At 71.1% G+C, this 11,891-nt stretch carries 13 protein-coding genes; 6 read left to right on the forward strand and 7 right to left on the reverse strand.

The window, feature by feature from the left end:
- The first annotated feature begins 325 nt into the window (after positions 1–325).
- The gene (qcrB, locus tag ACZ3TI_RS28770) at positions 326–1,918 is read left to right on the forward strand and encodes a cytochrome bc1 complex cytochrome b subunit (protein ID WP_465731213.1); all 1,593 of its coding nucleotides are present in this window, start codon (positions 326–328) and stop codon (positions 1,916–1,918) included.
- A 90-nt stretch (positions 1,919–2,008) separates the two neighbouring features.
- Here the strand turns inward: qcrB and ACZ3TI_RS28775 are convergent, their stop codons facing one another.
- The gene (locus tag ACZ3TI_RS28775) at positions 2,009–2,410 is read right to left on the reverse strand and encodes a cytochrome C oxidase subunit I (protein ID WP_465731175.1); all 402 of its coding nucleotides are present in this window, start codon (positions 2,408–2,410) and stop codon (positions 2,009–2,011) included.
- Positions 2,411–2,732: 322 nt separating this feature from the next.
- Between ACZ3TI_RS28775 and ACZ3TI_RS28780 the strand changes: the two genes are divergently transcribed.
- Both ACZ3TI_RS28780 and ACZ3TI_RS28785 read left to right on the forward strand, forming a co-directional pair.
- Positions 2,733–3,389, forward strand: a complete 657-nt coding sequence (locus ACZ3TI_RS28780) for an NADPH-dependent F420 reductase (protein WP_465731177.1) — start codon at positions 2,733–2,735, stop codon at positions 3,387–3,389.
- A gap of 144 nt (positions 3,390–3,533) precedes the next feature.
- Positions 3,534–3,965, forward strand: a complete 432-nt coding sequence (locus ACZ3TI_RS28785; protein ID WP_465731179.1) for a YchJ family protein — start codon at positions 3,534–3,536, stop codon at positions 3,963–3,965.
- 15 nt (positions 3,966–3,980) lie between these two features.
- Here the strand turns inward: ACZ3TI_RS28785 and ACZ3TI_RS28790 are convergent, their stop codons facing one another.
- The gene (locus tag ACZ3TI_RS28790; RefSeq protein WP_465731181.1) at positions 3,981–5,036 is read right to left on the reverse strand and encodes a polysaccharide deacetylase family protein; all 1,056 of its coding nucleotides are present in this window, start codon (positions 5,034–5,036) and stop codon (positions 3,981–3,983) included.
- A 247-nt stretch (positions 5,037–5,283) separates the two neighbouring features.
- On the opposite strand from ACZ3TI_RS28790, the gene ACZ3TI_RS28795 reads away from it, so the two are divergent.
- Positions 5,284–5,823: a GNAT family N-acetyltransferase gene (locus ACZ3TI_RS28795; RefSeq protein WP_465731183.1), complete on the forward strand. Its 540-nt coding sequence runs from the start codon at positions 5,284–5,286 to the stop codon at positions 5,821–5,823.
- Between the two features lie 43 nt (positions 5,824–5,866).
- On the opposite strand, the gene ACZ3TI_RS28800 is transcribed toward ACZ3TI_RS28795, so the two are convergent.
- Complete coding sequence (locus ACZ3TI_RS28800; RefSeq protein ID WP_465731185.1) at positions 5,867–6,124, reverse strand: hypothetical protein; 258 nt, start codon at positions 6,122–6,124, stop codon at positions 5,867–5,869.
- A 22-nt stretch (positions 6,125–6,146) separates the two neighbouring features.
- Between ACZ3TI_RS28800 and ACZ3TI_RS28805 the strand changes: the two genes are divergently transcribed.
- Positions 6,147–6,602, forward strand: coding sequence for a hypothetical protein (locus tag ACZ3TI_RS28805; RefSeq protein WP_465731187.1), 456 nt, complete (start codon positions 6,147–6,149; stop codon positions 6,600–6,602).
- Positions 6,603–6,789: 187 nt separating this feature from the next.
- On the opposite strand, the gene ACZ3TI_RS28810 is transcribed toward ACZ3TI_RS28805, so the two are convergent.
- Positions 6,790–7,488 (reverse strand): SDR family oxidoreductase, encoded by a 699-nt coding sequence (locus ACZ3TI_RS28810; RefSeq protein WP_465731189.1) that lies wholly within the window; start codon positions 7,486–7,488, stop codon positions 6,790–6,792.
- 940 nt (positions 7,489–8,428) lie between these two features.
- On the opposite strand from ACZ3TI_RS28810, the gene ACZ3TI_RS28815 reads away from it, so the two are divergent.
- Complete coding sequence (locus ACZ3TI_RS28815) at positions 8,429–9,577, forward strand: glycosyltransferase (RefSeq protein WP_465731191.1); 1,149 nt, start codon at positions 8,429–8,431, stop codon at positions 9,575–9,577.
- Between the two features lie 148 nt (positions 9,578–9,725).
- Here ACZ3TI_RS28815 and ACZ3TI_RS28820 read toward each other — a convergent pair whose 3' ends face one another.
- From ACZ3TI_RS28820 to ACZ3TI_RS28830, 3 genes are all read right to left on the reverse strand, one after another.
- Complete coding sequence (locus ACZ3TI_RS28820) at positions 9,726–9,998, reverse strand: hypothetical protein (protein ID WP_465731193.1); 273 nt, start codon at positions 9,996–9,998, stop codon at positions 9,726–9,728.
- Between the two features lies 1 nt (position 9,999).
- Positions 10,000–10,776 (reverse strand): hypothetical protein, encoded by a 777-nt coding sequence (locus ACZ3TI_RS28825; protein ID WP_465731195.1) that lies wholly within the window; start codon positions 10,774–10,776, stop codon positions 10,000–10,002.
- Positions 10,777–11,305: 529 nt separating this feature from the next.
- On the reverse strand, positions 11,306–11,551 hold the full coding sequence (locus ACZ3TI_RS28830) for a hypothetical protein (protein WP_465731197.1): 246 nt from the start codon (positions 11,549–11,551) through the stop codon (positions 11,306–11,308).
- Positions 11,552–11,891: the final 340 nt, after the last annotated feature.

Here is an 11,891-nt window from a genome sequence, read left to right on the forward strand (position 1 = left end):
TCGGACGTCAGGAACCCCCGTCCGGCCCGACACGAGCGGCCGGACGGGCCGATGGACGTGCACAGTCGGCCCCCTGCCGACAGCATGACAGAGTAAGCGCTCCATCACCCTGAGCAACGAGTCCAGCGGGCCGACCCGGTCCGCGCGCCGGTCCGACCGGCAGGCCCGTATCGAGAGGTCCCATGATCACAACACTTCGCCGGCCGGCGTTCCCGCCGACGGGGCTCCAGCACGGCACGCCGAGGACGCCGGGGAGCCCGTCGTGAGAGCCGACCAGCAGTCGCAGCCGGGACCGGAGACCAGCACGCGCGCCAAGCCCTCGAACGTGGGTGAGGCGCTGGCCGACTGGACCGACGGCCGACTCGGCATCTACTCCCTGGCCAAGGCCAACCTGCGCAAGATCTTCCCGGACCACTGGTCCTTCATGCTGGGCGAGGTCGCGCTCTACACCTTCGTCGTCATCATCCTGACCGGCGTCTGGCTGACCTTCTTCTTCAACCCGAGCATGAGCGAGGTCGTCTACGACGGCTCCTACGTCCCGCTCAAGGGCATCCCGATGTCCGAGGCCTACGCCTCCACGATGAGGATCAGCTTCGAGGTGCGCGGCGGCCTGCTGATGCGCCAGATCCACCACTGGTCCGCGATCGTCTTCATCGCCTCGATGTTCACGCACATGCTGCGGGTGTTCTTCACCGGAGCGTTCCGCAAGCCCCGCGAGATCAACTGGATCTTCGGCGCGCTGCTGCTGTTCCTCGGCATGTTCGACGGCTTCATGGGCTACTCGCTGCCGGACGACCTGCTGTCCGGCACCGGCATCCGCTTCATGGAAGGCGCGATCCTCGCCGTCCCGATCGTCGGCACCTACCTGCAGTTCTTCATCTTCGGCGGCGAGTTCCCGGGCACCGACATCATCCCGCGACTGTTCACCGTCCACATCCTGCTGATCCCGGGGATCATGCTGGGTCTGCTGGTGGCGCACCTGATCCTGGTCTTCTACCACAAGCACACCCAGTTCGCCGGGCCCGGCCGGACCAACGAGAACGTGGTCGGAATGCCGCTGATGCCGGTCTACATGGCGAAGGCGGGCGGGTTCTTCTTCCTGGTCTTCGGCGTGGTCTCGGCCATGTCGGCGATCGCCACGGTCAACCCGATCTGGGCGTACGGCCCGTACCGGCCCGACCAGGTGTCCACGGACGCCCAGCCGGACTGGTACATGGGCTTCTCCGAGGGCCTGATCCGCGTCATGCCCGGCTGGGAGATCAGCGTCTGGGGCGGCCACACCCTGAACCTCGGGGTGTTCATCCCACTGATGGTCTTCCCGCTGGTGCTGATGGCCATCTGGTTCTGGCCGTTCCTGGAGGCCTGGGCCACCGGGGACCGCGGCGAGCACCACATCGCCGACCGGCCGCGCAACGCCCCGGTCCGGACGGCCTTCGGCGCGGCCTGGGTGAGCCTCTACCTGATCCTGCTGGCCGGCGGCGGCAACGACCTGCTGGCCACCCACTTCCACCTCTCGATCAACGCCATCACCTACGCGGTGCGGATCGGCTTCTTCACCGTGCCGATCGTCGTCTTCGTGATCACCAAGCGGTGGTGCCTGGGCCTGCAGCGGCGGGACAAGGAGAAGGTGCTGCACGGCCGGGAGACCGGCGTCATCAAGCGCCTCCAGCACGGCGAGTACATCGAGATCCACGAGCCGCTGCCGCAGGGCCGGCTCTTCACCCTCACCGCGCACGAGCAGCCGCAGCCGACCGTCCTGCCGCCCGAGGTGGACGAGAACGGTGTGGCCCGCAAGGCCGGACTGTGGACCCGTACCCGGGTGAAGCTGTCCCGCGGCCTCTACGGCCCGGGCAGCCAGATCGCCAAGCCCACCGTGGAGGAGCACGCGGAGGTCACCAGCGGCCACGGCCACCACTGACCCCGCTCCGCACCGGACCCGGCACGACGAGGGCCCGCTGCGCCGTGGCCGGCGCAGCGGGCCCTCGTCGTTCTCGCCGCTCCCGGCGGCTCAGCCCCGCAGGGCCGCCGGGACGACGGCAAACAGCGCCGCCGCCAGGGTGACGGAGAGGCAGAGCCCGGCCCAGCGGGTGCAGATCCGGCGGCACTCGCTGCGGTAGCGGGCCGCCAGCCGGCGGCAGCGCTCGACGGCGCGGTCCACGACCTCCTCGGCGTAGCGCAGCCGGTCGGCGGTGTAGGCCTGTTCGAGGCTCTCCCGCTCCGCGGCCGGCAGCCAGGGGAACTGCGCGGCGAAGGCGCGGGCGTCCCGCTCGGCCGCCGCGACCTCCGCCTCCCAGGCCAGGAAGCCCTCGATCCGGGCGAACTCCACCCGGGAGTCCGCCCGTGCGGCGCCGGCGGCCGGCTTGCCCTGGTGGGGGTTCCGCGCTCTCGGCGGACGCTGTCTGCCACCCATGACCGCTCCTCAAGTCCTGTCGAGTCGTCCCCCCGCGAATCTGCGGACCGAACCCCGAATCGGGATCGCTCCACAATCAGGCAACTACTACCAGCGACCAATCGCAGGTGGCGGGCGGCTCGCCACAGCCCCGCACCGCGGGAGGAATTCGCGTGCCGCGCACTGCTGTGGATCGCGCACTTCTTGCGGGCACAGTCGCGATGTCCGGCACCGGGACACGGATGCGACCCGGAGCTTCCGACACGACTGACGCGCGGTCAACTATCGTCGTCGCGGCCCGCTCCACCGGGAGCAGGCCCCCACCTGACGAAACGGGGAAGCGGTGCGCATCGGAATCATCGGTACGGGCATGGTCGGGCAGACGCTGGGGAGCAAGCTGGTCTCGCTCGGCCACCAGGTGACGCTGGGCTCCCGGAGCAAGGACAACGAGAAGGGGCTGGCCTGGGCCGCGCAGGCCGGTCCCGACGCCCAGTGCGGGACCTTCGCCGAGGCGGCCGCGTTCGGCGAGGTGGTGCTGAACGCGACCGGCGGGACGGTCGCCCTGGCGGCGCTGCGGGCCGCCGGCGCGGAGCACCTCGCGGGGAAGCTGCTGATCGACGTCTCCAACCCGCTGGTGTTCGGCCCCGAGGGCCAGGTGACCCTCGACCCGGCGAACACCGACAGCGTCGGCGAGCAGATCCAGCGCGAATTCCCCGAGGCCCGGGTGGTCAAGGCGCTCAACACCGTCAACTGCGAGCTGATGGTGGAGCCGGGCCGGCTGAGCGGCGAGCACAACCTCTTCATCGCCGGGAACGACGCGGCGGCCAAGGCCGAGGCCGTCGCGCTGCTCGGCGGATTCGGCTGGCCGGCCGAGTGGATCATCGACCTCGGGGACATCTCGGCCGCCCGGGCGACGGAGATGCTGATGCCGTTCTGGCTGCGGATGATGGGGCACTTCGGCAGCGCCGAGTTCAACTACTCGTTCCGGCGCCCCGCGTAACGCGGCCGGGCCCGGCCCCTCGGTGCACCGAGGGGCCGCGCCCCGGGCTTGTCCGGTCCCGCGCGTTCGCCGGGTCCCGGGCGGAAGGAGGAGCGCGAGTCCCGGGCCGCGGGAGCCACCCGTCCGTGGGGGAGAATGGACCGCATGTCCCGACGTCCTTCCGCGCCCCGCGCCGCCGCTCCCCGGCTGCTGCCCTCCTCCCCCTGCCCGTGCGGCCTGCCCGCCGCCTACGGCGACTGCTGCGGCCGACTGCACCGCGGCCAGGCGGCGGCCACCACCGCCGAGTCCCTGATGCGCTCGCGGTTCAGCGCCTTCGCCGCGCAGGACGAGGCGTACCTGCTTCGCACCTGGCACCCGGACACCCGTCCCGCCGAGGTCGACTTCGACCCGGGGCTGCGCTGGACCAAGCTGGAGGTGGTCTCCACCACCGAGGGCGGCGCGTTCCACGCGGAGGGCACGGTCGCGTTCCGCGCGCACTGGACCGAGGGCGGCGAGGAGGGCGTGCTCACCGAGCACAGCCGCTTCGTGCGGCACGAGGGCGCCTGGGTGTACCTCGACGCCCTCTCGCTCGGCTGAGCCGCCCCGCCGCGGCTACAGGTAGTCGTCCAGCCGCCCCAGCGAGAAGCCGGCCGCGGTGACGTCGTTGACGACCTTGCGCAGCAGGTCCGGCATGGTCGCCTTCCAGATGTCGGTGCCCCGGAAGTGGGTGAGGATGATGTCGCCCGGGTGCAGCTTCCGGTCGTCGTAGCGCCACTCCATGCGGTCCGGGAACGCCTCCTCGTTCCACATCGGCACCGCCTGCACCCCGCAGGAGGCCGCCGCGCGCAGCGTCTCGTCGTTGTACTCGCCGTACGGCGGCCGGAACAGCCGGGGACGGACGCCGATCTGCTGCTCCAGCTGGTCCTGCTGGTTGCAGATCTCCTGGCGCTGGGTCTCGTAGTCCAGGACCTTCAGGTTGCGGTGGTTGATCGTGTGGTTGTTGATCTCCACGCCTTGGGCGTGCATGTCGCGGAAGTAGCCGTAGTTCTCGCGGGCGAGGTAGTCGGACACGAAGGCGCTGAACGGGATCCCCAGCTCCTCGGCCATCCTCGTGAACGCGGGGTCCTTCTCCGCGCCGTCGTCGACGGTCAGGAAGACCACCTTGTCGTCGGTCGGCACCCGGTAGACCACCGGCGGGCGACCCTCCGCGAGCTTGACGCCCTGCACCGGGGTGAGCGCGGCCCGGGTCGCCGGGCGCGGCGGGGCCTTCAGCGGCGGACTGTCCAGGCCCCAGCGCTGCGCGGTCTCCAACGCGGTCCGGACGGCTGCCTCCTGGCGGGCGACCGCCTCGCTACTGGTCTCCTCCTCCTGGCGAGCCAGACCGGGCAACAGCGGCGGCGCCGCCGGGGGGCGCGCCGCGCCTCGATCGGCAGCCTCGACGGCGGGGGCTGCTGCCTCCGCCTTGGCTGCCTCCGCGTTGACTGCCTCCGCGTTGGCTGTCTCCGCCCTGGGCGCCTCCGCCCTGGCCGCTTCCGCCTTGGGCGCCTCTGCCCTGGCGGCGTCCGCCTTGGCCGGGGCGGCCTTGGGCGGCGCGGCGGGGCCGGCCGGACCGGCGCAGCCGGCGATGACGGCGGAGAGGCAGACGGTGGCCAGCAGGCCGGTCCGCACACCGCCCCGGCTCTTCCGACTCCCTCTCAAACCCCCATTAATCGGACAATCTGATGGTCTGTGCATAGCTGCACTGCTCCCCCGCCATGCACCCCCGCCAATCCCCCCATCACCCGCGCGGGGCAACGGCGCGCCGCAGGCCTTGCCGTTCCTTTGCCGACCGCCTCCCCGACGGACCGCCCGGGTGCGCCCACGGTCCCCCGAAAACCGATTGCGGCGCCGCCGTCGGGGAGTGGATCATGCGCGCATGACGAACACCGCGCCCCGCCGCTCCGACCTCTGGGCCGTCACCACGGCCGACGTGACCACGCCCGAGGCCCTGGAGCTGCTGCGCGAGTACTACTACGACGTCGCCAACCGCTACTACCGCCTGCACCTCGGGCGGGAGGGCACCGCGGAGGAGCTGGAGTCCGGCCTGGCCGACTCCCCCAGCGACCACCTCGCCGCCCCGGACGGCCTGTTCCTGATCGGCCGCCACGACGGCGTCGCCCACTCCTGCGCCGGCCTGCGCCGACTCGACGCCACCACCGCCGAACTGACCCGTGTCTACGTCCGCCCCGACCTGCGCGGCACCGGCGGCGGCGCCCGCCTGCTCGCCGCCGTCGACGAAGCCGCCCGGTCCCTCGGCGCCGAGCGGATCGTCCTCGACACGCGCCTCGACCTGGTCGAGGCCCGCGCACTCTACCTCCGGCACGGCTACCGGGAGATCCCCGCCTACAACAGCGGCCCGTACGCGCAGATCTGGTACGGCAAGGAGCTCACCACGGCTGCGCCGCAGGCGAGTTGAACAGCGGCGACGACCCGGCATCTCCGGACTCCGAGCGGTCCGGTCAGGCGGCCGCGTCGACCAGGGCGCGGAGCAGGCGCCGGGGGTCCTCGGCGAGCCGGTTGCAGACGTAGAGCCACCACTGCGTGCCGAAGACGACGTACTCGCGGGTGGGGTGGCCGCGTTCGGCCATGGTGTCGAGGCGGTCCGGCCCGAGGCCGAGGAGGGTCTCGACAGAGGGGCGCCACAACTGCTCGCTCCGGCCGTCCCAGCCCCGGGTGAACGGCTCCGGCGGCCCGGCGCGGGGCGTGACCGCGGGCATGATTCCCGCCGCCCTGCAGCAGGTGCCATCACACCGGCGGCCGGACCTCGACCCGGACCTCCTGCGCTTCTACGCCGACCACTTCCCCGACCACACCATCGCCGTCTGCTGCTTCGACAATGCCGACGCACAGCGCGCCAAGCCCCTGCTGCTGTGGTACGCGCCCCACGACCCCGACCGGCTGACCGTGCCCACGCTCGACAGCCACACCGGTGCAGCACCGGACCTCGACGCCGCCGTCCCCGTGGATCACTGGGTCCTGCTCTCCACCGATCAGGCTGCCGCCGAGTGGGGCGAATCCCTTGACCACCCCGAGGACATGCGTCACAGCCTGCGCTCCTTCCTTCCCGCTGCTGTCATGGGCCGGTACTTCGGCGGGGGAGATTCCCTGCCCAACGGAGACTTCACCATCAGCCACAGCGACCTTCTCGCCGGCTACCTGGACCGCATCGAGCGCTACCGGCCGACTCGCCGCTGACCTGGGCGCGGCAGCGCTCCCGGTCTGCGAATCGGCGCCCTCGGCCGCACGGTGGTCGTCGGCCGACGGCGACGATCAGGAGCAGTCGCTTGCGGGGTAGGGGTGGCTTCGCTCGGCCGAACGTGCTGCGCTTGATACCGCAGCCGCATGTGATGTGACTGGCGGGCGGACCCACGTCCGGGCGGGATCAGTTGACCTGTCCGGCGGGCCGCACCACGAGGTGGCTGACGTCGACACCTTCGGGCTGGTTGACGGCGAACAGGATCGTCTCGGCGACCTGCTCGGCGGTCAGGGCCGGCGCCGCGTCGGGGCAGCCGCCGCGCTCGTCCCAGAACGGGGTGTCCACGATCCCCGGGGCGACGAGGGTCACGCCGATGCCGTCCTTGGCCACCAGCAGCCGGACGTTCTCGACCAGGGCGTGCGCGGCCCACTTGGTGACCGAGTACATGTTGCCGGGCGTGTTCCTGATGCCCGCGACCGAACCGACGACCACGATCCGGCCCTTGGACTGCCTCAGGTGCGGCAGCGTCTGCTGCACCAGCAGGGCCGGGCCGAGGACGTTGGTGAGGATCATGGTGCGCATGGCCTGGGCGTCGTGGTTCTCCAGGGTGCCGGGCAGGGAGAACCCGGCGTTGGCGATCACCGTGTCCAACCGGCCCCAGGAGTCCATGACTTGACGCACGGCCGTCGCGACATGGTGCTCGTCGGCGGCGTCCCCGCTGATGGTCAGCAGTCGTTCCCCCGCGCCGGTGGAGGTGGCGAACGCGGCCAGCCTGTCGGCGTCGCGGCCGGTGATCGCCACGCGGTGACCCTGCTTGAGCAGGCCACGGGCGGTGGCCGCGCCGATTCCGCTCGAACCGCCGGTGATCAACGTGACAGGTTCCATGGGATGACCTCCTCACTGATGGCGGTACCGGCGATCCGCCGGGCTCCAGGCATCGGTGAACGCCAACTGGCGTGTGATGCCTGACCGTTGCGAGTCGCCGCCGCTCCCCCGATGTCGTGACAGCCAAGGAGCCGGCGGTGCGGACGGTCCGAGAACGCCTCGGCCACGCCACCGGTGATCAACTTCTGTCGTCGGCCCGATGCTACTACGCCGCAGTTACGGGGTCGATGGCCGCGGCGACGGTAGTGGCCGGCGCGGGCGTCGAACGGCCCCGCGAACGCGGACGAGGCCCGGCACCCGAGTGGGCACCGGACCTCGTCCGACTGTGGAGCGCCAGGCCCGGGTCGCACGGACTCTCCCTACTGAAAGTAGGGCGTGCTCTGGTAGCACCGCTGACGCCTGGCGAGGGGTCATCTCCCTCGCGACGAAGGAAATACTAGCAGGTCAGCGGCCCTGTCGTCGAAGCCGATCGCGGCGTAGCCCCCCGTGCGGAAGCGGCTGGGCCGGCTACTCTGCCCGGCCGGGCTTACGCACGATGAACTGCCGCCCACCGCACGATCGTTGGGACGCAGACGCGACGGCATTTCAAGGGGCCCGAACCATATCAAGCAAGAGAAAGCCGACCGTCCGCAAGGCGAACATCTGTCAAAAAGTACAAGTGCCGGTCCGGACGGGCCGTGACAGGCTCTTCGACACAGTGACCGCCGGGGGGGCGGCCGCCAGCTCACCAGGGGCGCCGTGGCCACAGCCGACATCACGGTGGACCGGGATGTCCCGCGCGCGGCACGGAGCAGCGCGGCGCAGGACGACCCGACATCCCGTACGCCGCGGAGACCGGTGAACAGAGGGCCGGATCTCCCGACCCTCCGCGAACGTGCCGATCTCCCGGCGCCCCGAGCGCGCCCGACCAAGAACAACCACCCACACCAGGAGGACCGCTGTGCGATTCCTGTTCACCGCCCCCGGGGCGGTCGGCCACATCTTCCCCGTCATCCCCACCGCGCTGGCCCTGCGGGCGGCCGGCCACGACGTCCTGTTCGCCGGTCAGGCTCCTCTCGCGATCCTGCGCAACACCGGACTGCCCGTCGTCGAGGTCGGCGACGGCGGCACTCTCAGGGAGGCCTTCGCGCGCGCCCTCCCGAAAGACGTCCGTTTCGCCGACCAGGAGCGGACGGAGGACGAGACGAACGAGCTGAGCGCCCTCGGCTTCGCCGAGTTCGGCCGGTCGACCATCGACGGGCTGCTGAAGGTCGCGGAGGGCTGGCGGCCGGACGTGATCGTGCACGAGTCCTTCCAGGGCGCCGCGCCGCTGGTGGCCGCCAAGCTCGGCATACCCGCCGTGGCGCACAACTTCGGGGTGACCTCGGGCGGGGCAGCCGTGCGCCTGCGCCGGTTGCTCGCCGACGACTACCGCGCGCACGGGGTCGAGGCGACGGCTTGGTCCACCGTCCTCGACGTCGTGCCGGCCTCGCTCGGCGGGGACGGCGGGGGCTGGCGCGTGAGGTACGTGCCGTACAACGGCGGCGGGACGATCCCCGCCGACCTGATCGGGCGCGGCACCAAGCCGCGGATCGCGGTGACGCTGGGCACGGTGTTCACCGAGTGGGAGGGCATCGCCCCCGTCTCCCGGCTGATCGAGCAGGCCGGGGCGCTCGACGCCGAGATCCTGCTCGCCGTCGGCGGTGAGGACCTCGCACCGCTCGGCACGCTGCCCGGCAACGTCCGGCCGCTGCCGTGGGTGCCGCTGAGCCAGCTGCTCCAGGCCAGCGACGGAGTCGTCCACCACGGGGGCTCCGGCAGCATGATGACCGCTGCCACGCTGGGTGTCCCCCAGCTGATCCTCCCCCAGGGCGCCGACAACTTCGCCAATGCCGCCGCCGCCCGGGCCGCCGGCTTCGCCCTGACCTCCAGCCTGGACGCCGTCGACACCGCCCTGCTCGACCGGCTGGTCACGGACGAGGCCCTGCGGAAGTCGGCCGCGGCCATGAAGGCGGAGATCGACGCCCTCCCCTCCCCCGCCGACCTGGTCGCGGACTTCGAATCACTGGGCTCCGGCGGGGCGGGCTCGGATCGGGCGGCGGCCCGGTAGATCGGTACGAGGTACAAGGGGGGACGGACGGGGCTCCCCGGGGTGGTGGGGTGGGATGTCCTCACGCCTCGACCCGCCGACCAGGGAGCCTCGTTGCTCGTTCATCCCGTCACGCCGGATCCGAGGCGGGCTGCCAGGTGCGCCATCGTCACCGCAGCCAAGGTGTGAGGTCGAGCCCAGCCGGAGGGTTCGGTGGCGGGCCGGGCTCCGGGTCCGCCTCCACCGTGCGGGCCCACTGGAGCAGGGCCAGCACGAAGCCCATCAGGAGTCGCCGCTGTTCCCTCTCGTTCTCCAGTTCCCGGTCCAGCCGCTCCGTGATCGCGACGAAGTCGTCGCGGCGGTTTGACGCACGGGACTGTGTCCACGTCAGCAGGCCCACCACCAGCGCAGCGCAGGCCGCGGCGAGTGCTCCCAGCGCCATGTCACGCCCTCCAGGCCCGCAGCTCGAGCAGGGCGTCGCCCAAACTCACCTCGTACGTGTCGCGGTGTCGGCTCATGCGGGCGCCGCTGATCCCAACCAGCGGATGAGTCAGGGCAGTTGCGAGATCCTCCGGATAGGGGTACCCCGTCCACTGCAGCTCCCAGGTGTTCCCCTCCCCCCACAGCCTTCGGTGCACGCCCTCCCGAAGAGGAAGCCTCTCTTCCCTGCGATCTCCCGGCCGTTCCAGCGGGTCCCAATCCCAGCTGGTGGCCCATTGCCCCGCTGGGTCTTCCATGGTGTAGCGCGTCACCAGACCTGCCAGCAGTGCTCGGGCATTGCCGGTCATCCTCGGGATGGCGCCGAGTGCTTGCTGTTCGCGGGACGTCAGCTCGTCGTCGAGCGTCAGGTGATCGCGCCAAGGGCTCGTGTCTCCGGCGTCTGAAGGCACTTCTCCTGCGGGGCTGGAAGTGACGACCAGGTGCGCCCCCGTGGGGAGGTGCCGCATCACGTAGCTTCGACGGTCGGACTCATGGGTCGACACCAGGCGAAGACCAGGGATGCGTAGCGGCGCACCCGGCGATCTCGTGGGCAGGATCCACCCCGTGACGTTGTCGGGTGCCCGTGAGTCACTGACCACCAGTGCGTCGTCGCAAGAGGAGATGACCGGATCGTAGGCGCTGAACGTGCTGCATCCCCACTCCATCCCCGCCGGGGCGATCCGCCCCTTGTTGAGAAGTCCCAGAGCAAGGAGGGCGCGGAACTCCTGCTGTTCCGGCACGGTTGAGTCCAGCCCCAGATCGCCCGATGCTCTGACCCCCGCCAATGCGGCGGTGTAGCTCTCCCCCGTGTACCTGCGCCGTGTGGCAGCGGCCTTGTGACGATTCCGATCGGCCTGCTCGTGCTGCGCCCGAGGTGTAGGAGACCGTGACTGCCGACGCTCTGCTTCGACTCCCCGCAAAGCAGTCGTGTACTTGGCGCCGCTCGATGATGCTGCACGTCGCACTGCACGCTTGCGTGCACCGTTCTTGACCATGCCGTCCTCCGGGGGCCGGAGACGCGCTCCCGCCCGCGCCGGCCCTTCGCAGGGAACGACGATGGCTTACGCGAGCCGGAGGCCCTTGTCCGTCACAGCCGAGGCGAAAGCGGGAGATCTGCCCGGGCCGGAGTTCGGCGTGCGTACCCGCCGATGGAGGCAGTCTAGCCCAGCGGCGGCGGGCACAGGAGGTTCTCCTTGCCGGAACCCCCGGTCACGTGATGCCGGGTCCGCCTCCGACGGGCGGACGCGGGTGGACCGGAGGCCGGGGCGGTCAGCTCGACTGCTGCCGCGCGGCCTTCTTGGCCTCCGCCTTCGCCCGCAGAGCCACCGCCTTGGGAGAGTCGCCGTACCACCACCACGTGTACCCGACGACCGCCACGTTCAAGGCCACGACGACGTAGAAAACCGGATTCGGGGCGAAGTGCCCGCCCCTGGCCAGGCCGAAGAGGTTCAAGCAGGTGAGGATGATCGCGCTTCTGAGCAGGACAGACAGCGTTTTCTTGGTGCGGAGGTTCATGCCGCGCACTGTAGGGCCCCGCAGCGGTGTTGACCAAGCGTCACGACAGAAGAGGCGATACCCGGGCTGATCAGCCAAAACACCGCTATTCGATCACTACCGCGGACCCCTCGCCGCGGTCAACCGCGCCGCCGCGGTCCCGGCTCCGGTGGTCGGCAGCCGACCGGAGCTGTCCGGCGGCCGCCCTGCGGCAGATCCGCCCTTCCGGGGCGGCGGCACCGGCTGTGCCGCACCGGTGGCGCCTCAGAAAGTGTTGGGTAATTGATCAACTGCGTGGCGTGATGCGCTGGCGGTGATCTTCGCGGTCCGGGTGTCCGCGAAGATCACCGCCATGTGTGTC

The sequence above is a fragment of the Kitasatospora sp. NPDC023120 genome (genome assembly GCF_055560835.1).